The 25,311-nt window shown below is 71.5% G+C and carries 8 protein-coding genes; 2 read left to right on the forward strand and 6 right to left on the reverse strand.

What is annotated here, in order from left to right:
• From D7Y13_RS16125 to D7Y13_RS16140, 4 genes are all read right to left on the reverse strand, one after another.
• Positions 1-701: hypothetical protein (locus D7Y13_RS16125; protein ID WP_208734467.1), on the reverse strand; the 701-nt coding region annotated here is incomplete at its 3' end.
• Between the two features lie 10 nt (positions 702-711).
• Positions 712-1,869, reverse strand: a complete 1,158-nt coding sequence (locus D7Y13_RS16130) for an amidohydrolase family protein (protein ID WP_120584473.1) — start codon at positions 1,867-1,869, stop codon at positions 712-714.
• Between the two features lie 3 nt (positions 1,870-1,872).
• Positions 1,873-3,822 (reverse strand): B12-binding domain-containing radical SAM protein, encoded by a 1,950-nt coding sequence (locus D7Y13_RS16135; RefSeq protein ID WP_120584472.1) that lies wholly within the window; start codon positions 3,820-3,822, stop codon positions 1,873-1,875.
• A gap of 13 nt (positions 3,823-3,835) precedes the next feature.
• Entirely contained in the window at positions 3,836-6,019 is a 2,184-nt protein-coding gene (locus D7Y13_RS16140) for a TOMM precursor leader peptide-binding protein (RefSeq protein ID WP_120584471.1), read from the reverse strand.
• 86 nt (positions 6,020-6,105) lie between these two features.
• On the opposite strand from D7Y13_RS16140, the gene D7Y13_RS16145 reads away from it, so the two are divergent.
• The gene (locus D7Y13_RS16145; protein ID WP_120535674.1) at positions 6,106-7,782 is read left to right on the forward strand and encodes a S53 family peptidase; all 1,677 of its coding nucleotides are present in this window, start codon (positions 6,106-6,108) and stop codon (positions 7,780-7,782) included.
• A gap of 15 nt (positions 7,783-7,797) precedes the next feature.
• Here D7Y13_RS16145 and D7Y13_RS16150 read toward each other — a convergent pair whose 3' ends face one another.
• Both D7Y13_RS16150 and D7Y13_RS16155 read right to left on the reverse strand, forming a co-directional pair.
• Entirely contained in the window at positions 7,798-8,676 is an 879-nt protein-coding gene (locus D7Y13_RS16150; RefSeq protein ID WP_120584470.1) for a sulfotransferase domain-containing protein, read from the reverse strand.
• Between the two features lie 58 nt (positions 8,677-8,734).
• On the reverse strand, positions 8,735-10,324 hold the full coding sequence (locus tag D7Y13_RS16155; RefSeq protein ID WP_120535676.1) for an MBL fold metallo-hydrolase: 1,590 nt from the start codon (positions 10,322-10,324) through the stop codon (positions 8,735-8,737).
• Between the two features lie 394 nt (positions 10,325-10,718).
• On the opposite strand from D7Y13_RS16155, the gene D7Y13_RS16160 reads away from it, so the two are divergent.
• A partial coding sequence (locus D7Y13_RS16160) for a non-ribosomal peptide synthase/polyketide synthase (RefSeq protein WP_147452455.1) occupies positions 10,719-25,311 on the forward strand: 14,593 nt, incomplete at its 3' end.

Here is a 25,311-nt window from a genome sequence, read left to right on the forward strand (position 1 = left end):
CCCCGGAAGCGGTAGGTGGCGCCCGCGCGCGTCTGGTGGCCCCAGCCCCGGGAGCGCAGGTGGAAGAGCAGGTCGTGCGGCTCCCACTGGCGCAGGGCGGTGAGCGTCGCCTCCGACGCCGGCACGTCCAGTCCTTCCGGCACGAGGATGCCCGTCTCCGCCAGCAGGCGCACCAGCTCCCGGAGCGTCACGGACTCGATGCCGGTGTTGAACTGGTTGAGCCGCGCCAGCAGCGTGGGGCGCGCCATGTCGAACAGCAGCGACACCACGCGCCGGTCATGCAGCACCGCGGTGGCGTGCACGGTGGGACAGTCCAGCACCGCGTGTCCCGCCGCCATGCGCGTGTGCGCGAAGCGGGACAGTTGCAGCGGCACCAGCGCGTCGAACGTCGCGCGGCGCCGCAGGAAGGACGCGGACGCCGGCGTCAGCGTCATGAGCAGGTTGCCGCGCTCCTCCACCGTCCACGACAGCAGGCCCCCGTCACCGGCCAGGTCCAGCCAGTACCACGCGAGCGAAGCGTCCGAGCCCGCCGCGGCCGGCACCTCCGTCTCCTGGATGCCTCCGTCCGCCAGTGACTCGAAGACAGCGCGCACACCCGGGGCCAGCACGCCCAGGCGCAGCGAGCGGCCCGGACCTTCCACGCGCGCGTCCTCCGCTTCGGGGCAACGCAGCGCCACGCCTTCGGCGAGCGACAGTCTCATTCAAGCGGCCTCACGGTTCCGCACCGTAGAACCGAGTCGGGTTTTCCCAGAGAACCTTTCGTAGACGACTTTCGGGTATCCGGTCACGCAAGGACAGCAGGGAACCCAAGACGTCCTCCTCATGGTCCAGATGTGGGAAGTCGCTTCCGAACAGCAGCCGCTCTTCCGGCAGATGTCGCATCATGTCAGGCAGGTAGGGCTCATCCGGCTCCACGGAGACGAAGCAGTGTTGGCGCAGGTAGGCGGATGGAGGTTGTCGGATGGTGGCGGAGACCTCGGCACCCACGGCGCGGTACTCCGCGTCCAGGCGCCAGGACCAGTAGGGCAACCAGCCACAGCCGGCCTCCATCGCGCCGATGCGCAGGGCGGGGTGGCGCTCCAGCACGCCGCCCTGCAGGAGCGCGAGCAGCCCCATCATCAGCTCCATGGGGTGGGCGCAGGCGTGGTTGGCGAAGCGCGTGTCGAAGCGGTCCGCGCCCGCTGACGGCACGTAGACGTGGCCGCTGCCGTGCAGCACCACGGCGATGGAGCGGGCCTCGCACTCGGACCAGAACGGCTCATAGGCCGCGTCGGACAGCAGCCGGCCGCCAATGGGGTTGGGCCGCACCATCACCGCGCCCCAGCCGAAGCCCGCCACGCGCCGCACCTCCGCCACCATGGCCTCCGGTTCGTGGCGGCTGATGAGCCCCACGCCGCGCAGGCGCTCCGGGTTCAGCGCGCAGAAGCCGTGCAGCCACGTGTTGTAGACGGACGCGAAGGCGGAGGCCACGCGCGGCTTGAGTGGCCAGAAGCCCTCCAGGAGCAGCGCGTACGTGGGGAAGAGCGCCGCCCGGTCCACGCCCGTGCGGTCCATCTCCGCCAGGTACACGTCCGGCCGCGCCAGGAGTTCATTGCGGCCCAACTGCTTGTAGGAGCGCGCGGAGAACTCCAGCCAGGCGCGCTCCGGCATGTGGTTCCACAGCGCCTTGCCGTCCACCTCCGGCAGGGGCTGCACGGGCAGCAGGCCCTGGGGGCCCAGCCGCTCCAGCCGCTCCTGGAGGGACTCCTCCGGGAGGCGTCCCGGCCGGGGCGCGTGCTTGCGCAGCGCGGGCTCCAGGTGCTCCGCCCAGAGGCTGAGCGGCTCCAGGACGTGGCGGTCCGCGTCGAAGATGGGGAGGCCGTCACGCATCGCTCACCGTCCCCAGCTCGCGAGCTCGTCGCGCACGTCCTTGAGCAGCGCTTCCAGCAGGCCGGTGCGCCGGGCCAGGGTGCGCAGGGCGTGTTCCTCGTCGGTGGCCATGGCCCCGGGGTGTCCGCCGCGCGCCGCCACCGCCGCGTCGCACAGCTCGCGCAGGAACTCGTGGTGCTGCGGCTCTATCGTCTGGAAGCCCTCGCCCCAGCGGGAGACGAAGTCCACCAGCACCTCGCGCGACGCCTCGGGCACGTCGCGGCGGTCGGGCAGGTCACGGTTGAGGCGCACGTACAGGTCCGGGAACACGTCGCGCATCGCGGTGGCGAAGGTGGGCGGCACGTAGACGGGCTGCGTGTCCGGGATGAAGTCGCCCTTGCGCTCCGCGTCCAGCACGGCGTCGAAGTCGGTGAAGAGCCGCTCGTGCCGGCGGCGCTCGTTCTGGTTGCGCGCGAGGAAGAACACCGCGCGCGGCAGCATCGCGGGCGCGGTGCGGCGGACCTCCAGGAGCGTGTCGCCCAGCGCGGTGCGCTCGGCGGACGTCAGGGCCCACGCGTCGGTGGCCTCGCGCAGGAAGCGGTCGGTGACAGCCTCCGGCCACTCCGGTTCCACCACGCGGGGCGGACGCTGGATGCCGGCGATGAAGCCCCGGATGCGCTCGCAGGCGGCGTCCCACGTGGACAGCCGCTCCACCAGGTCGCGGAACCCTTCGAGGAGCTGGGGCCGCGTCATGCCCAGCGGCATCACGTTGAGCACGATGGCGCCCCGGTCGCGCGACTGCGCCTTGCGGGGCGTGGCGAGCCGGCCCTCCGCGCGCAGCCGCGTCCACAGCTTCGTGCCGCGCGGCGCCTGCAGGGGCGCGACCACCACCCACGGCAGGTGCGAGCGCTGGATGTTCGCGTGCAGCGAGTCGAACACCGCGGGCGTGTCGTGATCGAACCCGACGATGAAGCTGCCCCGGGGCCCGATGCCGTGCGCCTGAATCTTCAGCAGGTCGCCGATGAGGTCCGCGCGCACGTTCTGGTGCTTCTGCGCTTCCTTGAGCGCGGCGGCGTCAAAGGACTCGATGCCCAGCACGACGGTGTAGAAGTTGGCGTCCGCCATGCCTTCCAGCAGCGCCGCGTCGCGGCTCAGGTTCATCGTCACCTGGGTGAAGAAGCGCAGCGGGCGGGGCAGGGCGCGGTTGAGCGGCACCAGCCCCGCGAGCACCTCCTTCGCGTAGCCCGCGTCGCCAATGAACTCGTCGTCCGCGAAGAACACGCCCTCCGCGCCGAGCGCCGCGTGGGCCCGGACCTCGTCCAGCACCTGGGCCACCGGCTTGTGCCGCTGCTTGCGGCCGTACAGGTAGATGACGTCGCAGAAGGAACAGTCGAAGGGGCAGCCGCGCGTGGTCTGCACGGAGCCCCAGGCATAGCGCGGGAAGTCCGCGGCGATGCCGTCCCAGCGCGGCGGAGGGCTCTCGCTCAGGGCGGGCTTTTCAATCTGCCGGTACTCCGGCGCGTACTCGCCCTGGAGGTAGTCCGCGAGGAAGCGCGGCCAGGTGCGCTCCGCCTCGTTGACGAAGAGCGCGTCGAAGAAGCCCCGGTAGTCCTCCGGCGCGGCGGAGACGGCGGGGCCTCCCGCGACGACGGTGGCGCCCCGGTCCCGGAAGAAGCCCCCCAGGAAGCGCGCCTGGTAGGTGAGGGCGGAGTACATCACCGACACGCCGACGATGTCGTAGTCCGCAAGCTCCGTGTCCACGCGGAGCTGTCCGTGCAGCTCCTCGTCCCAGATGTCCACGCTGAAGGTGTCGGGCGTGAGCGCCGCGAGCGTCGCGCAGGCCAGCGGCGTCATCGTCGCGCGCTTCACGAGCCCGCGCTCCGGGTCGAAGTCCTCCGTCTCCCGGTCGACGTGCCGTCGGTCCGGTCCGCACTGGACCAGCAGGATGCGGGGCCTGGGAGGGGAGGGCGACAAGGCGGAGGAACGCTCAGAAGTAGAAGGGCACGGGGTTGAGCTGCGCTTCGGTCAGCGGCGCGGACAGCCAGCCCATCCGCACCGGTACGTCATACAGCCGGCCGGGGCCCAGGCGGGGCCAGAAGTGTCGCAGGCCCGGCACGATGACCTTCACCGCCGACAGGCCCACATCCGGCCGCCCCTGGTCCACCACCAGCACCTCCATGCCCGCGCGTGCGGCGCGCGCGACGCACTCCGTCACGTCGTCACGCAGGTCGTCATGCCATACGCGTGGGAAGTCGGAGCACACGCGCGCAGCGGCCGCTTCGTCGGGAAGCAGCCACGAGGGGTCCGCGTGCGCGCCCAGGTCCCAGGGCGATGCGGACGTGTCCTTCGGGTCGTAGCACTGGGCCACTTCCGTGAGCGCGCGCTGCACGGCGAGCTTCGCGTCGAAGTGACAGCCGCACCCGGCCCAGGCCCTGCCACGCGCCGGGGACCACACGAGCGCGGCGAACACCGGGATGCCCAGGTCGTGCGTGAGGTCGAGCACCCACAGCCGCAGCCCCAGCGTCCGGTAGTGCGCCTCCACCGACGTGAACCAGGGCTCGTCGAAGCTCTGCAACTCCACCCGGGGACGGCGCAGGCGGTTGTACCACCAGAGCGCCACCGCATCGCGCTCCACCAGCTCCAGGAACCCCTGGAGGATGGCCTCCTCCACGCAGTTGCCGGCCGCGTTCCCGTTGGAGTTGAAGAGGCAGAAGGGGCCGTCGGCGGGCGTGGGCGCGAAGAGGTACGCGAACGACGTGGGCACGTAGCGGCGCGCGTCGTGCGTGAGCGACCACGCGGGGCTCCAGTCCATCGGCTGGTCGTCGTAGGGCCGGGGGATGGCGGTGCGCGCGTCGCGGTGTGTTGCTCCATCAGGCCGCTTCGCGAACTGCGCGGCGCTGAAGTGCTGGAGCACGTCCGGAAGCACGGCCTGCGCGCCCAGGGATGACGCGGTGGCGTGGACGCGGGGCTCGTCGCCCTGGAACACGGCGCTGTAGCGCTCCAGGGCCTCGCCCAACGCACCCGCGCGGGCCTGGACCTCCGTGCGGCCCTTGCCGCTGGCCACGCGGTGGAAGTCGTCGGAGGCCGGCGCGTCCGTCCACGGGCACACGCGGAAGAGGGCGGACTGGATGTGGCCCAGCGGTGCATCCCCCGGCACCGCGCGCAGGTCGCTCACTACGCCCGTCACCGGGCTCACGAGGTGGCGGTGGCGCTCCCAGGTCTCCTCGGGCGTGAGGACGCGGTGCCCGCCATCGTCGGTGAAGCGCTTGGGGCGTGAGGCCAGCACCAGCGGCTGTCGCGCGCGCGCTTCCATCCAGCCGGGGTCGCCGCAGTCCGGACACTGCGGACGTCGCGTCACGGCGTGCGAGTCCAGCGTCCAGGTGGCGAAGTCGAGCGTCCACAGCCGCGTGTGACGGGCCTCCGCCGTGTCGCCCTCCACCACCCAGCGCGCCGCGAGCGTCGCCGCGAAGGACAGCCCCGCCTGCGCCGTCGTGGGCAGTCCGGTCCGCGCGGGCCGCGTCGGGGCTTCCCGCCGCGCGAGGTACTGCTCGATGGGGCGGTTGCCGCGCAGGCGCGAGGCGAGGCACGTCCAGCATGCGCCGTCCCCGGGGGCGAAGACGGGGCCCGCATGGCACGCGGTGCCCGCGACCTTCACCGGCAGGAAAGCGGCCCCGGCGCTCCGGGCCGCTCGCGCGAGCGCGAGTGCTTCCGGGGACAGGTAGTCGTCCACCAGCAGGATGTGGCGGTCCGCTTCCTCGCGCACGTCCAGGCCGGTGTCCCGCAGGGCGTCCACCAGCCGCTCGGCGTCCTCGCCCGCGACGGCGCGCACGGCGACGGGCGTGTCCAGCAGCCGTTCGGCCGCGCGCGCCGCGTCGATGCCCAGCGACTCCCAGAAGCCGGCGACCTCCGCGTCGAACACGTCGTCCGCGGTCTCCACGTGTCCACGCTCCTCCAGGAGCGACAGCACGTAGAGCACCTCCGGCGCGGAGACCTGTCCTTCCAGCGCGGTGATGATCTGGGCCACGGTGCGCTGGCCGTCCAGCAGGGGCACGACGCGCGCGTGCGGGGAACCCTCCAGCAGGAACTGGGCGCGTTCACCGACAAGGAAGACGCGCCGCGAATCGAGCACCTCGGCGCGCAGGTGGGGCTTGAGGCGGAGGGCTCGGTTCATGGGCGGGGGCGCGAGCCTACCTGTGGCGCGGGGCGGTGGATACGACCCGGACGGTGCGTGGGGGCGTGCGTGGTAGAAAGCCGCGCATGGCCCGCATCCCCCCGGCGCAGCGCGAGCGAGTGTTTCCCTTCCCGGTGCCCCTTCCCCTCCGGGTTCGTGCCCTCAAGGGCCCCGTGAAGCTCACCCTGCTGCTGCGCCCCGCGGTGCCCCTGCCGACGGTGGAGGCGCTGTGCGAGGAGCCTCCGCCCCGTCCGCTCACCCACGAGGAGTTCGAGGCGAAGTACGGCACGGCGAAGAAGGACCTGGCCGCCGTGGAGCGCTTCGCCAAGGCGTTCCATCTGCGCGTGGTTTCCGTGCAGCGCGACCGGGGCTTCGTGCAGCTCGAAGGTTCGCCCACCGCCATCCGCAAGGCCTTCAGCGTGGACCTCAAGGGCTACCAGTTGGGGAAGCTGTCGTTCCTGAGCCACACGAAACCCCTCGCGATGCCGCGCCCCCTGCGCGGCGTCGTGGAGTGGGTGTTCGGCCTGGACACGCGGCCGCTGGTCACCCACAGCTCCGCGTCACCGCCCGTCCCCGTGACGCAGGCGGAGGATGCCGGGCTGCGCTCGTATCCGGCCGCGCAGGTGGCGCGCCTCTACCGCTATCCCCCGACGCAGGGCGAGGGCCAGTGCGTGGGCATCATCGAGCTGACGGGCGGCTACAGGCAGGAGGACCTCACCGAGTACCTGTCCTGGATGGGCGTGACGCGCGAGGCGCCGGTGAACGTGGGGCCCAACAAGCCGACCTTGAGCGTCAGCTCCAACGCGGAGGTCACCATGGACGTGGAGCTGGTGTCCTCGGTGTGTCCCAAGGCGCGCGTCGTCGTCTACAACGCGGGCTCCAAGGACTACTCGCTGGGCGACTACCACCGCGCCTTCGCCATGGCCATCAGCGACCGGACGAACCGGCCGTCGGTGCTGACCAGCAGCTGGTCCTTCTATGAAGGCTCCCTCATCCAGCCGGACGAGGAGGCCGCCTTCGAGCGGCTCTTCAAGGAAGCGGCGCTCCTGGGCATCACCGTGTGCGCGGCCTCCGGGGACCTGGGCTCGCAGGTGCCCGTGAAGGGCGGCTCACCCACGGACGCCATCACCGTGGCGGCGCCCAGCTATCCCGCCGCGAGCGCGCTGGTGCTGGGCTGCGGCGGCACGACGCTCGAAGCCGACGGGGACCGCATCCTCCACGAGCAGGTGTGGAACCGCCTGGGCGAGGCCATGTCCATGGGCGCCCTGGGCTTCACCGTGTCGGCCGGCGCGAGCAGCGGCGGGGTGAGCACGATGAACGCGCTGCCCCCGTACCAGAACGGCATGAACGTGCCCGTGCAGGTGAACACCACCTGGAAGGGCGGCGTGTTCCAGCTCACGTCGAGGACGCCGGGGCGGGGCGTGCCCGACGTCGCGGCCAACGCCGACCTGCACACCGGCTATCAAATCGTCTTCAAGGGGCAGCGCGGGGTCGCCGCGGGCACCAGCGCCGCCGCGCCGATGTGGGCCGCGCTCCTCACCCTCATCAACGAGGGGCTGGGGGAGCGCGTGGGCTTCCTCAACCCCCGCCTGTACACGCTGGTGCGCCAGGGCGCGCCCGTCGTCCACCGCATCACCCGGGGTGGCAATGGCGCGTACTTCGCCAGCGCGGACGCCGTGTGGAATGCGTGCACCGGCCTGGGCACGCCGGACGGTGAGGCGCTGCTCGCGGGCCTGCGCGGGCTGAAGGGCCACGAGGCCTGACGGACGCGCGCGTCGCTAGAGTGCTTCGTCGGAGATGAGCAGCTTCTGGCGGAGCGCCTTGTCGCGCGCATCCAGCCGGGCCTGCTGCTCCGGCTTGAGCGTCTGCTTGCCCCGGCCCACGCCGCCCTTGAAGACGAAGCCCTGGCCCGGATCCAGGGGCTCGTGCCGCGACAGCCGGGGGTCGAACCGGGCGTCGTGCTGCTTCATGTATTCGAAGCCCGTCTTCTCCATCAGCAGGGGCAGGTCCTCGTCCTGGACGGGCACGCCCAGGAAGGCGCCAATGCGGCGCAGGCATGCTTCCCGGTCGGCGACGAGGTCCGCGTACCGCACGTGCAGCACGTTCGGATCCGCGCGGTGCGGCCACCACGAGGCCAGGTGCCGGCCCCATTCGTTGGCTCGCAGCGAGTGCTGGACGTAGCGGTCGAAGTCGATGCGCTGACCCTGCATCAGGCAGTCGTGCTGGTAGCGCGACAGCAGGCTGTCCGAGGCGACGCGCGTGACGTAGATGATGCGGCAGGCTGCGGGGGGGCGCAGCACGCCGTAGGTCAGGTGGGTCTTGAAGACGCGCGGCGCGGGCATGGCGTCCAGCAGCCGCTCCGCGTGCGGGATGAGCGACATCACGTCCACGAAGGGCGCCACCTGGTCGATGTGCTGAAACTCGCCCCGGCCCCGCGTGAGCAGCTGGAAGACGATCTGCTGCGTCCACGTCGTCCCCGCCTTGGGCGCGGTGGCGATGAAGATGTCCGTGGGCTGGGGCTTGAGCCACACGTAGCGCATGCGCGACCAGCGCACGGCGTCGAACAGCATCTGGTGGACGCCCTTGAGCGTGGCGAGGAACGTCGCCAGGGCGTTCAACACCGCTCTCAACACGGGACGGGTGGGACGGGGGGCCATGGCCGGCGATTCTATGTGCCGTCCGGCCCGCCGCGCCTCACCTGACCTGCGCCCCGCGCTACTCCAGGATCCGCTCCATCCGCAGGAAGGGCCGCTCGGCCGGAATGTTCCGGCTGCGGCAGACTTCCAGGAACTTGTTCGATTCGATCATCTGGGGCGCCGTCTCGTCGTACTGGAGCACCATGACGTGGCGCAGCCAGGGCTCCTGGCCCATGGCGTAGACGAAGGACTCGCGCGGCTTCAGGTGGTTGAGGATCTCCGTGGCGCGCGCGGAGTCGGAGCCGTTGAGCCGGCGCGACTGGTCCATTTTGCGCGGCAGGGGATTGCTGAGCAGCGGGCCGTACATCCAGCTCATCGGGCCGCCCTCGCACTCCATGCCCAGGTAGAGCGCGTCCAGCGGGCCCACCAGCTCCTGGAGGTGTTCGTACATGCGGGGCTCCAGCGCGTTGGAGTCCGCGGCCATCAGCATCGCGCGGCCGCCCAGGCGGACCAGGTGCGCCGTCTTCGCCTGCACGGACAGGTCGCTGTGCTCGCCAATGAAGGGAATGCCCATCAGCGAACCGCCGGGGATGCGGATCTCCTGCAGGTCGTCGATTTCAACGACGTTGCGGAAGCCCGTCTTCTCCAGCATCAGGCGCAGCGACGGATCCGCCAGCGAGAACGAGTTGGAGCGGGGCACGACGATGGTCCCGATGCGGTGACGCAGCTGGATGAGCGTCTCCATCATCAGGTGGTCGGCGTGGCCGTGGGTGATGAGGACGTAGTCGATCTTCTCCGGCAGGTCCGCGTGGGTGAAGCGCGCGTGCTCGGTGGGGAACTCGTAGCTGATGACGGGGTCGGTGAGGACGGACACCTCGCGCGTCTCCATCAGCACGCACGCGTGACCGAAGTAGCGCACGCGTACGCCCGGCCCCGTGTAGGGCTCCGGCTTGCGGGGGGCCACGTCCGTGAAGAGGTCCGCGAACGCGTCCGCCGCGGAGGTCGGCACGCCCAGCATCTCCGCCACCTGCCCGGGGCTGCCCGGCGTGTGACGCATGCGGAAGAGGGCGTCCAGGCCCTCGTGCCGGAAGGGCACCTGGAGCCACAGCGGCGTGTCCCCTTCGAGCCGGGGCGTGCTGAAGACATACTTGCGCGCGTCTCCCGTGACGCGCATCAGCGACACGCTCTGCGACGACTCCTTGTACAGGCTGCTGCGGTAGAGCAGCGGCTCCATGATGCGGGCGTTGGCCCGGTGGGCCAGGTCGTACGTCAGCTCCACGTAGCCCCGGAGCATGTCCGGCACCTTCGCGTAGAGCGGCTCCAGCGACTCACCCTTGGAGCTGGCGAGCAGCTGCTCCAGGTCCGCCAGCGCCTTGGTGTAGGCCAGGAAGTCCGCGTGGTCCTTCGTGGTGCGGTCCAGCAGCGCCTTCACGTCCCCCACGCGCGACACGGGGTGGTTGATGAACGGGCCGCCCATCAGCGCCGGGTTCTGGAGCGCGGCGACGTGCACGTCCGGGTTCGCCACGAACGACTGCATCAGCTTCAGGTGCAGGCGCGAGACGAACAGCGGCGCCGTCGCGGGCGACAGCAGGTACCACCAGACGTACCACTGGTTGAACAGTGGCTCGATGGCGACATCGGGCTTCAGGTACATGGGGCGCTCGAGCATGGGGAGGTCTCGCGGGGGGCTTCCGGGACGTTTTGACCCGGAGCGGATGGGATGTTGCTGCCAGTGCTAGGGAGCAGGCATCCGGCTTCCTCCGGAGGCGCTCGCGTCCCGCCAATGTTGATGATTCCCTCGGTGACTTCAAGGCGGTAACACGCCGCCTGGGCCCGCGACTTCTCGGATTCCTTCCTGCGCGCGGGGGATTTCTACCCTCCGGTTCCAGGGAAGCCGGGGCTGTCATTGAGTTCGCATACAGATTCCCAGAGAAAAGCAAGAAGCACCGGCATGACATTTCTCGCTGGGTTTGTTTGCGGATACGATTCGCCCACTTGTGCGTGGGCCGGACCATCCCCCCGGTTCAGGTCCTGCACCGCCAACCATCCAGAGGAAGTCCACCATGCTTTTGGCGAGCCATGCGCCGGCCTATGCGACCTTGCTGGACCTCATCGACGAGAGGGCCCGGCAGGGGGCGGAGAGGCGGCTCTACACCTTCCTGGAGGAGGGTGAGGAGACGGCGCTGACGTTCGCGGGGTTGCGCGAGCGGGCGCGGGCGATCGCCGCCACGCTGCAGGCGCATGGCGGGGCCGGGGAGCGGGTGGTGCTGCTGTATCCGCCCGGGCTGGATTACGTGGCGGGGTTCTTCGGGTGCCTGACCGCGGGGGCGGTGGCGGTGCCCGCGTATCCGCCGGATCCGTCCCGGCTGGAGCGCACGTTGCCCCGGCTGCGGGCCATCATCCAGGACGCGCGCGCGACGGTGGTGTTGACGACGTCGTTCGTGCTGTCGATGGCGGAGTTCCTGTTCGAGCAGGCCCCGGAGCTGCGGGGCGTGAAGTGGCTGGCGACGGACGACCTGCCCACCGACGCGGCGGGCTCCTGGAAGGCGCCGGACCTGAAGTCCGACTCTCTGGCGTTCCTCCAGTACACGTCCGGCTCCACGGGCACGCCCAAGGGCGTGATGCTCACGCACGGCAACCTGGTGCACAACCTGGGGCTCATCCACCACGCCTTCGAAACGCGCAACGACAGCGTGGCCGTCATCTGGCTGCCGCCGTACCACGACATGGGGCTCATCGGCGGCATCATGCAGCCGCTGTTCGGGGGCTACCCCGCGGTGCTCATGTCGCCCTTGAGCTTCCTCAAGCGGCCCATGGCGTGGATGGAGGCGGTGAGCCGCTACGGGGGCACCGTCAGCGGCGGGCCGAACTTCGCCTTCGACCTGTGCGTGCGCAAGAGCACGCCCGAACAGCGACAGGCGCTGGACCTGAGCCGCTGGGAGGTCGCCTTCACAGGGGCGGAGCCCATCCGCCCGGAGACGCTGGATCGCTTCGTGGAGGCGTTCGGCCCCAGCGGCTTCAAGCGCGAAGCGTTCTACCCCTGCTACGGGCTGGCGGAAGGGACGCTCATCGTCTCCGGAGGCCAGAAGTCGGCGCCGCCGCTGTCGATGACATTGTCGGCCAGCGCGCTGGAGCAGCACCGCGCGGAGGAGACCGGCGTCAACGACGCGGGGGCCCGGACGCTGGTGGGCTGCGGGCAGACGATCCTGGATCAGCGCATCGCCATCGTGGATCCGGAGACGCGCGAGCGGCGCGCGCCCGGGGTGGTGGGTGAAATCTGGGTGTCCGGCCGGAGCGTGGCCACGGGCTACTGGGGCCGCGAGGACTCGAGCCACGACACGTTCCAGGCGCGCATCGCGCAGGAGGACTCACTGCCGTACCTGCGCACGGGCGACCTGGGCTTCCTGCGGCCCGACGGTGAGCTGTACGTCACCGGCCGGCGCAAGGACCTGATCATCCTGCGCGGCCGCAACCACTACCCCCAGGACATGGAGGCGACGGTGGAGGTGGGCCACCCGGCGCTGCGGCCCGGGGGCGGCGCGGTGTTCTCCGTGGACGTGGGCGGCGAGGAGCGCGCGGTCGTCGTGCAGGAGATCGACGTGCGCAAGCTGGGCGGCCTGCGCCAGCAGTTCGAGGCGGCGGACGCGGCCATCGGCGTCATCCGCCAGCGGCTGGCGGAGCTGCACGAGGTGCAGGCGTACGCGGTGGTGCTCATCGAACCGGGGAGCCTGCCCAAGACGTCCAGCGGCAAGGTGCAGCGCCATGCGTGCCGCGCCGGGTTCCTCACCGGCACGTTGCAGGAGGTGATGGCGTGGCGGGAGCCGCCGCCCGAGCCGCCCTCCGGCTCTGATCCGGGCTCCGGCCCTGGCCCTGGCTCAACGGGCCCCACGTCGTCCGGAGGCGCGTCGCGCGCGAGCACCGCGCCGGCTGCGGCGCCGGTGACGAAGGCGGGCGCGGAGACGGCGGAGGCGCTGGAGGCGTGGCTGCGCGACGTGGTGGCCCGGCACCTGCGCGTGCGGCGCGAGGAGCTGGATCTCCAGGCGCCGGTGACGCGCTACGGGCTGGACTCGCTGGCGGCGGTGGAGCTGGCGCACGAGGTCTCCACCGGCACGGGCCTGACGGTGCCCATGGAGTTGTTGCTCCAGGGACCGAGCATCGCGTCCCTGGCGCGGCAGCTCGTCGCGCTCCGGGAGGCGCAGGGGCCGGGGCGGACCGCGCCGCGCCAACTGGACGTGACGGGCGACCGCGAGGTGTCCTTCTCGCAGGCGCGGTTGTGGTTCCTGGATCAGTACGCGCCGGGCGACGTGGCCTACAACCTGCCGGCGGCGGTGCGGCTGGATGGGGCGCTCGACGTGGTCGCGCTGGAGGAGAGCCTCGCGGCGCTCGCCGAGCGGCATGACGCGCTGCGGACCACCTTCCGCGCGCAGGACGGCCGTCCGCTCCAGGTCATCGCTCCACATGCGGCGCTGCCGTTGGAGCGCGTGTCGTTCGAGTCCCTGTCCGCGTCGGAGGGGGAGTCCGCGGCGGCATTGCGGGCGCAGGAGGAGGCACGCCGTCCGTTCGATCTGGCGCGAGGGCCGCTGGTGCGCGCCACGCTGCTGACGCTGGCGCCAAGCACGCACGTGCTGGTGCTGGTGATGCACCACGCGGTGTCGGACGGCGCGTCGATGGCGGTGCTCGTGCGCGAGCTGTCCGCGCTGTACGCGGCGCGGCGCGAGGGCCGGCCGTCGCCGCTGCCCGCGCTGCCGCTGCGCTACGCCGACTTCGCGGACTGGCAGCGGGAGGGGCTGGACGGGCCCGTGCTGGAGGCGCGGCTGAAGTACTGGAAGCAGCAGCTGTCCGGGGCGCCCCGGCTGCTGGAGCTGCCCACGGACCGGCCGCGTGCCGTCGTGCGGGACGTTCGCGGTGAGCGCCTGCCGGTGGTGCTGGACAGGGCGCTGACGGACGCGGTGAAGACGCTGGCGGTGCGCGAAGGGGTGACGCCCTTCATGGTGCTGCTCGCGGGCTTCCAGGCCGTCCTCGCGCGCCACGCGGGGCAGGACGACGTCAGCGTGGGCACGGCCATCGCGGGGCGGGAGCGCGCGGAGTTCCAGGGGCTGGTGGGCTTCTTCGTCAACACGCTGGTGATGCGCACCCGGCTGTCCGGCGCGCCCACGTTCCAGCAGTTGCTGGGGCGGGTGCGGGACACGGCGCTGGGGGCGTACGCGCACCAGGACGTGCCGTTCGAGAAGCTGGTGGAAGCGCTCCAGCCCGCGCGCGAGCGGGGCCACACGCCGCTGTTCCAGGTGATGTTCATCCTTCAGGGCGCGCAGGTGGGAGCGCCGGTGCTGCCCGGCCTCCAGTCGCGCCTGCTGGACGTCCACACCGGCACGGCGATGTTCGACCTGACGCTGTCGCTGGCGGAGTCCACGCGGGGCCTGGAGGGCTTCCTGGAGTACGCCACCGACCTGTTCGACGCGGACACCGTGGCCCGGCTGTCCGGGCACCTGCGCGTGCTGCTCCAGGCCGCGGTCGCGGAGCCGTCGCGCCGGGTGGATGCGCTGCCGCTGCTGGACGCGGCGGAGGCAAAGCACCTGTCGGCGCTGGCGCAGGGGCCCGTCACCGACTTCCCGTCGGAGGCCACCATCGCGTCGCTGTTCGCGGCGCAGGTGCTCCGCACGCCGGACGCCGTGGCGCTCATCGTCGGGGACACCCGGCTGACGTACCGCGAGCTGCGGCAGCGGGCGCGGGCCGTGGCGCGGGAGCTGCGCGCGCGCGGCGTGGGCCCGGAGTCGGTGGTGGGCCTGTGCGTGGACCGCTCGGTGGAGCTGGCGGTGGGACTGCTGGGCATCCTGGAGGCGGGCGCGGCCTACCTGCCGTTGGATCCGGGCTACCCGGCGGAGCGGCTGGCGTCCATGTGGCAGGACTCCGGGGCGCGCGTGCTGGTGGGACCGCGCCACCTGGACGGCGTGCTCCGGGTGCCGGAGGGGCAGCGGCTGGTGTTGGAGGCGTCCCTGGACGCGAGTGTTTCGCCAGCCGGAGACTTCCCGGACGCGGCGCCTCGGGAGACGGACTCAGGGACGCTCGCGTACGTGCTCTACACCTCCGGTTCGACGGGGCGCCCCAAGGGCGTGTTGGTGCCGCACCGGACGGTGATGAACTTCTTCCGCGCGATGGACGCGCACGTGTCGCCGCGCTCGGGCACGTGGCTGGCGGTGACGAGCATCTCGTTCGACATCTCCGTGCTGGAGCTGCTCTGGACGTGGACGCGCGGCTTCCAGGTGGTGCTCGCGCCGGTGGGGCTGGAGCCTGTCGCGCTCGCCCAGACGTTGGAGCGTCACGCGGCCACGCACCTGCAATGCACGCCGTCGTATGCGCGCGCGCTCGTGGAGGAGCCACGCGCGCTGGAGGCGCTCGGCGGGCTGGGGCAGATGCTGGTGGGCGGTGAAGCACTTCCGGGTGCGCTCGCGGCACGCTTGCGGGCACGGGTTCCAGTATTACTCAATATGTACGGACCCACCGAGACCACGGTGTGGTCCTCGACGCATCGCGTGGAGGCCGAGCGCTCCGGAACGGTGTCGTTGGGACGGCCGCTGGCGAACACCGGCCTGCACCTGCTGGACGCGCACCTGCGCCCCGTTCCCATGGGAGTGCCCGGCGAGTTGTTCATCGGCGGCGACGGCGTGGTGCGTGGCTACCTGGGCCGTCCGGACCTGACGGCGGAGCGCTTCGTTCCGGATGCGTTCGGTGGGACGCCGGGCGCTCGGCTGTACCGCACGGGCGATCGCGCGCGGTGGCGCACGGACGGGACGTTGGAGTTCCTGGGCCGCGTGGACCATCAGGTGAAGGTGCGCGGCTTCCGCATCGAACCGGGTGAGGTGGAGTCCGTCCTGGGGCAGCACGCGGGCGTCGCGGCCTCGGTGGTCGTCGCGCGCGAGGACGTGCCGGGAGACGCGCGGCTCGTGGCGTATGTGGTCGCGAAGCCCGGACAGACGCTGGGGGAGTCCGCGCTCCGGGAGCACGCCCGTCGCCTGCTGCCGGAGTCGATGGTGCCGTCCTCCGTGATGGTGCTGGACGCGCTGCCGCTCACGCCCAATGGCAAGGTGGACCGCGCCGCGCTGCCGGTCCCGGAGGCCCCGCGCGCGGAGCATGGCTTCGTGGCGCCGGGCACGCCCACGGAGGTGCTGCTCGCGGGCCTGTGGAGCCAGTTGCTGCGCGTGGAGTCGGTGGGACTGCGCGACGACTTCTTCGCGCTCGGAGGCCATTCACTGCTGGCCACGCGGTTGTCCTCGTCGGTCCGCGCGGCCTTCCAGGTCGAGCTTCCCGTGCGTGAGCTGTTCGACGCGTCCACGCTGGGCGCGCTGGCGGCGCGCATCGACGCCCTCCGTCTGGGTCAGGCCGGGGTGCTGGGGCCCGCGTTGCATGCGGTGCCGCGCGACGGTGCGCTGGTGCCGTCCTTCGCGCAGCAGCGCCTGTGGTTCCTGGAGCAGTTGGAACCGGGCAATCCCGCGTACCACATCCCCGTGGCGGTGGAGCTGGACGGCGCGCTGGACGTGCACGCCCTGGAGCGCGCGTTCGAGGCGCTGGTGCAGCGGCACGAATCGCTGCGCACCACGCTGGTGGCGCCGGAAGGGCAGCCGTTCCAGGTCGTGGCCGCGCCTTCGCCGGTGCCGCTCGTGGGGAAGGATCTGTCGGCCCATGAGGACGCGGGCGCGGAGGTGCGGCGCCTGATGGCGGAAGAGGCGCGCCGTCCCTTCGACCTGGCGCGCGGACCGCTCCTGCGGCTCACGCTCCTGAAGTGCGCGCCCACGCGCCACGTACTGCTGCTGACGATGCACCACGTCGTCTCCGACGGCGGCTCCATGCTGGTGATGGTGCGGGAAGTGGCCGCGCTCTACGAAGCCTTCGTGTCGGGGCACGCATCGCCGCTGCCGCCGCTGTCGCTCCAGCCCGCGGACCACGCGGCGTGGCAGCGGACGTGGCTTCAGGGGGAGACACTGGAGGCCCAGCTTGCGTGGTGGCGGGCGAAGCTCGAAGGCGCGTCGCACGTGCTCGCGCTGCCCACGGACCGGCCGCGTCCGGTGGTCCAGACGGCCGCCGGGGCGACGCTCCCGGTGCACCTGTCGCCCGGGTTGACGGACGCCGTGCGCGCGCTGGCCCGGCGCGAGGGCGTGACGCCCTTCATGGTGCTGCTGGCGGCGTGGCAGGTGTTGATGGCGCGCCACGCGGGGCAGGACGACGTGCTCGTGGGCTCGCCGGTCGCGGGGCGCGATCGCGCGGAGCTGGAAGGGCTCATCGGCCTGTTCGTGAACACGCTCGTGCTGCGGGCGCGGCTGGGGGAGAATCCGTCGTTCCGGGAACTGCTCCAGCAGGTGCGTGAGACGACGCTGGGCGCGTACGCGCATCAGGCGGTGCCGTTCGAGAAGCTGGTGGACGCGTTGCAGCCCCAGCGCGACCTGAGCCGGTCGCCGCTGTTCCAGGTGATGCTGGCGCTCCAGGAGGATCCGCTGCCGGAGCTGCGCCTGCCGGGGCTGTCGCTGCGGATGCTGGAGGAGGAGGGCGCGGGCGCGCAGTTCGACCTGAAGCTGTCGCTGACCGACGCGGCCTCCGGCTTCACGGGCACGCTGGAGTACAACACCGACCTCTTCGACGCGACGACGGTGGCGCGGTGGGTGGAGCACCTGGACGTGCTCCTGACGGCCGCCGTGGCCCATCCGGAGACGCGGGTGAAGTCGCTGCCGCTGATGTCCGTCGCGGAGCGCCACCTGCTGCTGGTGGACTGGAACGCCACGCACCGCGACTACCCGACCGACGTCACGCTGCACGGGCTGGTGGAAGCCCAGGTCGCGCGCACGCCGGACGCGGTGGCGGTGGACTTCGAGGGCCTGCGGCTCACGTACCGCGAGCTGGATGCCCGGGCCAACCAGCTCGCGCACCATTTGCGGGAGCGCGGCGTGGGGCCCGAGGTGCGCGTGGGCGTCTGCGTGGAGCGCTCCCTGGAGCTGGTGGTCGCGCTCCTGGGCGTGCTCAAGGCGGGCGGCGCGTACGTGCCCATCGATCCGTCCGCCCCGGCCGAGCGCCTGACGTATCAGGTGGCGGACTCGGCGGTGGCGGTGCTGCTCACGCAGCGGCACCTGGTGGACCTGCTCTCCGTGGGGAACACGCCCGTGGTGTGCCTGGACTCGGATTGGGCCCAGGTGGAGCGGTCGTCCGCGGCGCCGGTGGAGTCGGGCGCGGGGCCGGAGCACCTGGCGTACGTCATCTACACGTCGGGCAGCACGGGCCGCCCGAAGGGCGCGATGAACACCCACGCGGGCATCTGCAACCGGCTGCTCTGGATGCAGGAGGCCTACGGGTTGGAGCCGCAGGACGTCGTGTTGCAGAAGACGCCCTTCAGCTTCGACGTGTCGGTGTGGGAGTTCTTCTGGCCGCTGATCACCGGAGCGCGGCTGCTGGTCGCGCGGCCCGGAGGCCATCAGGACGCCGCCTACCTGGTGGACGTGATGGCGCGCGAGGGCGTCACGACGCTGCACTTCGTGCCGTCGATGCTCCAGGTGTTCCTGGAGGAGTCCGGGCTGGAGCGGTGCACGGCGCTCCGTCGCGTGGTGTGCAGCGGAGAGGCGCTGCCGCTGGAGCTGAAGGACCGCTGCCTGGAGCGACTGGGCGTGCCGCTGCACAACCTCTACGGCCCGACGGAGGCCGCGGTGGACGTGACCTTCTGGGCGTGCGAGCGCGACGACGGACGGCGCAGCGTGCCCATTGGCCGGCCGGTGGCGAATACGCAGATCCTCATCCTGGACGAGGCCCTGGAGCCGGTGCCGGTGGGGCTCGCGGGCGAGCTGTACATTGGCGGTGTGCAGGTGGGCCGTGGCTACCTGGGGCGTCCGTCGCTGACGGCGGAGCGCTTCGTTCCCAATCCGCACGGGCCCGCGGGGACGCGGCTGTACCGCACGGGAGATCAGGCCCGCATCCTGGCCGACGGGAGCATCGAGTACCTGGGCCGCCTGGACTTCCAGGTGAAGGTGCGTGGCTTCCGCATCGAGCTGGGTGAAGTCGAAGCGGCGCTGGGCCAGTGCGAGGGCGTGCGCGAGAGCGTGGTGGTGGTGCGCGAGGACGCGCCCGGTATCAAGCGGCTGGTGGCCTACGTCGTGGGACAGGCCGATGCGCGGGTGTCGGTGGACGGACTGCGCGCGGAGCTGAAGGCGAGGCTGCCGGAGTACATGGTGCCCGCGGCCTTCGTCGTCCTGGAGGCGCTGCCCCTGTCGTCGAACGGCAAGGTGGACCGCAAGGCGCTGCCCGCGCCGGAGGCGAGCACGGAAGCCAGCGAGTCCTACGAAGCGCCGAGGACGCGGACCGAGGAGACGCTTGCGGGAGTCTGGGCGCGGGTGCTGGGCGTGGAGCGGGTGGGCGTGCGCGAGAACTTCTTCGCGCTGGGCGGCGACTCCATCCTGAGCATCCAGGTGGTAGCCAAGGCAGGGCAGGCGGGGCTGAAGGTGACGCCGAAGCAGTTGTTCCAGCACCCGACGGTGGAGCAGTTGGCGAAGGTGGTGGAGGCGGTCCGAGGCTCGGTGGGAGAGCAGGGGCTGGTGGAGGGCGAGGCGGCGCTGACGCCGATCCAGCGGTGGTTCTTCGAGAAGGAGCTGCCGCAGGCACACCACTTCAACCAGGCGGTGCTGCTGGAGGCGAAGGAAGGGGTGGAGGCGGAGCGGCTGGAGGAGGCGCTGCGGGCGTTGGTGGAGCACCACGACGCGCTGCGGATGCGCTACTTGCGCGGCGACTCTGGTTGGACGCAGCACAACGCCGGCCTTGAGAAGGCGCTGGTGTTGGAGCAGGTGGATGTGTCCGCGTTGTCCGAAGCGGATCAGGCCCGGGCGCTCGCGGATGCGGTGGCGCGGACCCAGGCGAGCCTTGATTTGAGCGAGGGCCTGTTGCTGCGCGCGCTGTTGATCGAGCGCGGAGCGGGGCGGACGTCGCGGCTGCTGCTGGTGGTGCACCACCTGGTGGTGGACGGCGTGTCGTGGCGCGTGCTGCTGGAGGACCTGGGCACGGCCTACGTACAGCGGCGAGAAGGCCGAGCGGTGGAGTTGCCGGCGAAGACGACGTCCTTCCAGGCGTGGGCGCGCAAGCTGGAGACGTACGCGCGAGGCCCGGAGCTGGAGAAGGAAGCCGCCTGGTGGCTGTCGCAGCCGCAGGACGCGTGCGCATTGCCGGTGGACACGGTGGGGGACAACACCGTGGCTTCCGCGCGCGGCGTGTTGGCGAAGCTGGACGCGGAAGCGACGCGGGTGCTGTTGCAGGAAGTGCCGGCTGCGTACCGGGCGACGGTGAACGAAGTGCTGGTGGCGGCACTGGCGCGCGTGCTGACGAAGTGGTCCGGCCAGTCTCAGGTGCGCGTGGACGTGGAAGGCCACGGCCGTGAGGAGCTCTTCGCGGACGCGGACGTGACACGGACGGTGGGCTGGTTCACGTCGCTGTACCCGGTGGTGCTGGAGGTGCCGGAAGCAGGCACGCCGGGAGACGCACTGCGCGCGGTGCGGGACACGCTGAGGCAGGTGCCGGGCAAGGGCGTGGGCTACGGGCTGCTGCGCTACCAGGGCCCCGAGTCGGTGGTGGCGAAGCTGAAGCAAACGCCGAAGGCGCAGGTGGCCTTCAACTACCTGGGGCAGTTCGACGCGCTGGCGACGGGAGCAGGAGGCTTCACCCTGGCCAAGGAGTCCTCGGGCCCGGTGATGGGGGAGGGCGGACAGCGCGGGCACGTGCTGGAGGTGAACGGGCTGGTGGTGGGTGGCCAGTTGGAAGTGACGTGGACGTACAGCGAAGGGCTTCACACGCGTGCGACGGTGGAAGCCCTCGCGCGGGCGTACACGGAAGCCCTGCGCACGCTGGTGACGGGGCGCCAGACGGAGGACGCGGCGAGGTACACGCCAGCGGACTTCCCCCTGGCGAAGCTGGACGCGCGCACGCTTTCGCAGGTGCAGGCGAAGGTGGACGGGTTCGAGGACATCTACCCGCTCTCCCCGATGCAGCAGGGCATCCTCTTCCACACGCTCTTGGCGCCGACGTCGGGCGTGTACTTCGAGCAGCTCTCCTGGTCCTTCCACGCGCCCCTGGACACGCAGGCGCTGCGGCGCACGTGGGAAGAACTGCTTGCGCGGCACGCGGTGCTGCGCACGACGTTCCTCTGGGAAGGGATTGAGGAGCCGTTGCAGGTGGTGCGCAAGCAGGTGGCGCTGCCGTGGCGGGAACTCGACTGGCGGGGCCAGACGGAAGAGGCCCAGCGGCAGCAACTGGAGACCTTCCTGGCGGAGGACCGGACCCGGGGCTTCGACCTCGCGGAGGGGCCGCTCCTGCGCATCGCGCTGGTGCGCCTGGACACGAACGTCCACCGGTTCATCTGGAGCTTCCACCACACGATGCTCGACGGTTGGAGCATGGCCCTGCTGCTCAAGCAGGTCTTCGCGCTCTACCAGGCGCGGGTGCAGGGCCGCGTGCTTCCGAAGGGCCCCGCGGGCGCCAACTACCGGGACTACATCGCCTGGCTGCGGCAGCAGGACACAGGGCGCTCGGAGGACTTCTGGCGCGCGGAGTTCGCGGGCATCCAGGCCCCGACGTCCCTTCCGGGTGACACGCACGCGGCGGTGTCCGTGCCCCAGGGTCACGCCGAGCGTTCGATCCACCTGTCATCGCGGTCCACCGCCGCGCTCCAGGCCTTCACGCGGCGCCAGCAGCTCACGTTGAACACGCTGGTGCAGGCAGGCTGGGCGCTGGTGCTCGCCCGTCACAGCGGCGAGCCGGACGTCGTCTTCGGCGCCACCGTGTCCGGCCGGCCTCCGGAGCTGCCGGGGGCGGAGGACGCGCCCGGCCTCTTCATCAACACGCTCCCGGTCCGCATGCACGTCGCGGCGGATGCCACCGTGGTGTCGTGGCTGCGGCAACTGCAGGCGCGTCAGACGGAGTCGCAGGCGCACGAGCACGACTCGCTGGTGCGGGTGCAGGGCTGGAGCGAGGTGCCCCACGGGACGCCGCTGTTCCAGAGCCTCTTCGCCTTCGAGAACTACCCGCTGGATGCGTCGCTCATGGCGCAGGGCAATCCGCTCGGCATCCGCGACGTGCGCGGCATCGAGCGCAGCAACTACCCCCTCACGGCCCTGGCGCTCCCGGGTCGCGAGCTGCTCCTGAAGCTGTCGTACGACACGCCCCGGTACAGCGCGCAAGGCGTGGACCGGCTGCTGGAACAGTGGAAGCAGGCCGTGGAAGGGCTCGTGGCGGGCGAGGAGGGGCGGGTGTGGGAGGTCGGAATCCTGTCGGCGGAGGAGCGGCAGCGGGTGCTGGTGGAGTGGAACCAGACTCAAGCGACGTTCCCTCGGGATGCGACCCTGCCCCGGCTCTTCGAGGCGCAGGTGGCGCGCACGCCCGGGGCGACCGCGGTCATCAGCGGCACGCGGCACCTGACGTACCGGGAGGTGGAGGCGCGCTCGAACCAGCTCGCCCACCGACTGCGGAAGCTGGGCGTGGGGCCGGAGTCGCCGGTGGGACTGTGCGTGGAGCGCACGGAAGACCTCATCATCGGCACGCTGGGCATCCTCAAGGCCGGTGGCGCGTACGTGCCCCTGGACCCGAGCTACCCGAAGCAGCGCCTGGCCTTCCTGCTGGAAGACGCGCGAGGCCCGGCGTTGGTGGCGCACTCGCACCTGCTGGAGGCACTGCCTGCCTTCAGCGGGCAGGCGGTGTGCCTGGACCGCGAAGCGGACTGGGAGGACGAGTCCACCTGCCCCGTTCATGTGGACATCGAGCCGGAGAACGTCGCGTACCTCATCTACACGTCCGGCAGCACGGGACGTCCGAAGGGCGTGGCCATCACCCACCGCGGCGCGGTGGCCTTCCTGACGTGGGCCCTGGAGACGTTCGAAGAGGAGGAGACGCGCGCCGTGCTGGCGTCGACGTCGCTCAACTTCGACCTGTCCGTGTTCGAGCTGTTCACGCCGCTGGCACGCGGCGGCACTGTGGTGGTGGTGCGCAACGCGCTCCAGTTGGCGGAGGAGAAGCTCGAAGCGGCCGTGACGCTCATCAACACCGTGCCGTCCGCGATGGCGCAGTTGGTGCGGTTGAACGCGCTGCCCCCGTCGGTGCGGGTGGTGAACCTGGCGGGCGAAGCGCTGCCGGAGTCCCTGTCGAAGCAGGTGTACGGCATCCCGACCGTGCACAAGCTCTACAACCTCTACGGCCCCTCCGAGGACACGACGTACTCGACGTGGTCGCGGGTGGGGCGCGACGAGGTGCCGAACATCGGCCGGCCCGTCGCGAACACGCGGGCGTACGTGCTGGATGCGTCCTTCCAGCCCGTGCCGGTGGGCGTGGCGGGGGAGCTGTACCTGGCGGGCGACGGACAGGCGCGCGGCTACCAGCTGCGCCCGGATCTCACCGCGGAGAAGTTCCTTCCGGAGGTGCACGGCCCTGCTGGCAGTCGCATGTACCGCACGGGCGACCTGGCGCGCTGGCGCGAGGACGGCGTGCTGGAATACCTGGGCCGCGCGGACACGCAGGTGAAGGTGCGTGGCTTCCGCATCGAACTGGGCGAGGTGGAGACGGCGCTGGCCCGGTGCCAGGGCGTGCGCGAGTGCGTGGTGGTGGCGCGGGATGAAGGGACGTTGGGCAAGCGGCTGGTGGCGTACGTGGCCGGTGAGGCCCTGGACGTCGCGAGCGTGCGCTCGGCGCTGAAGGACGCACTGCCTGAGTACATGGTGCCGTCGGCCTTCGTCGTGCTGCCGGCGCTGCCGCTCACGCCCAACGGCAAGGTGGACCGCAAGGCCCTTCCCTCGGTGGAGCCGGTGGCGGATGCCCGCGAATCCTACGTCGCGCCAAGGACTCCGACGGAAGAGGTCCTGGCCGGGGAGTGGGCGCAGGTGCTGGGCGTCGCACGGGTGGGAACGCGGGACGGCTTCTTCGACCTGGGCGGCCACTCACTGCTGGCGACGCAGGTGATTTCACGCATCCGTTCCACCCTGGGGGTGGAGCTGCCGCTGCGTGCGCTCTTCGAAGCGCCCACCGTCGCGGAGCTGGCCGCGCGCATCGACGAAGCCCGACGGGGCACCGTGGGCGACGGGCCGCCTCCGCTGGTCGCGGCGCAGGCGGAGGGCGCGACGCCGTTGTCCTTCGCGCAGCAGCGGCTCTGGTTCATCGATCAGCTCGAACCGGGAACCGCCACCTACAACATCCCCGCCGCCGTCCGGATGGAAGGCCCGCTGGACGTGCCCGCGCTGGAGCATGCCCTCCAGTTCCTGCTCCTGCGCCATGAGGCGCTGCGGACGCGGATCCGCTCCGACGAAGGCCACCCCGTGCAGGTCATCCTGCCAGCGTGGGCGCTGCACCTGGTCCCCGTGGACCTGGGCGCGGTGGACGCGGCCGAGCGTGAGACGGAAGCGCAGCGGCTCGCGGGAGAGGAAGCGCGCCGGCCCTTCGAGTTGTCCCGAGGCCTGCTCTTCCGGGCGACGCTGCTGCGGCTCACCGAGCAGCAACACGTGCTGCTGCTGACGGTGCACCACATCGTCTCCGACGGTTGGTCCATGGGCGTCCTCGTGCGCGAGCTGACCGCGCTCTACGAGGCGTTCCGCACGGGCCAGCCCGCGTCGCTGCCGGAGCTTCCGGTGCGCTACACCGACTACGCGACATGGCAGCGCGGCTGGTTGCAGGGCGACGCGCTGGAGGCGCGGCTCGCGTGGTGGATGCGGCAGCTCGGTGAGGGGACGCAAACGCTGGAGCTGGCGACTGATCGTCCGCGTCCGGCGGTGCAGACGTTCCGGGGCGCGCGTCTGCCGCTCGCGGTGCCCGCCGCGCTGTCCGACGCGCTGCGGGCCCTGGGCCGTCGCGAGGGCGTGACGCCGTTCATGACGCTGCTCGCGGCCTGGCAGGTGTTGCTGTCGCGCTACAGCGGGCAGGACGACATCCGCGTGGGCACGCCCATCGCGGGCCGTGACCGCACGGAGCTGGAGGGACTGGTCGGCTTCTTCGTCAACACGCTGGTGCTGCGCGCGAAGCTCGGGGGCGGGCTGACGTTCCGCGAGCTGCTCAAGCAGGTACGTGAGACGACGCTGGGTGCGTTCGCCCATCAGGAGGTGCCGTTCGAGAAGCTGGTGGAGGCCCTGGCTCCTGAGCGCGACCTGCGCCGACCGCCGCTGTTCCAGGTGATGTTCGCGCTCCAGCAGGAGACGCTGACCGAGCAGCAGTTGCCCGGTGGACTGTCCCTGTTCCCGATGGAGGCGGACGATCGCACGGCCAAGTACGAGCTGACGCTGTCGCTGACGGACACGCCGAAGGGGTTCCTGGGGTCGATTGAGTACAACACCGACCTGTTCGACGCGGCGACGGTGGAGCGGATGGCGGGGCACCTGGAGGTGCTGCTGCGGGGAATCGCGGCGAACCCGGACGCGAAGGTGGGGCGTCTGGAGCTGCTGACGGCGGAGGAGCGGCAGCGGCAGGTGGTGGCGTGGAACGCGACGCGCACGGCGTACCCAAGGGAGCAGTGCGTCCACACGCTGGTGACGGCGCAGGTGGAGCGCACGCCGGACGTGGTGGCGCTGGACTTCGCGGGAGAGCAGCGGACGTACCGGCAGGTGGAGACGCGGGCGAACCAGCTCGCGCACCGACTGCGGAAGCTGGGCGTGGGGCGGGGCTCGCGCG

The sequence above is a fragment of the Corallococcus praedator genome (assembly GCF_003612125.1).
Lineage (GTDB): Bacteria > Myxococcota > Myxococcia > Myxococcales > Myxococcaceae > Corallococcus > Corallococcus praedator.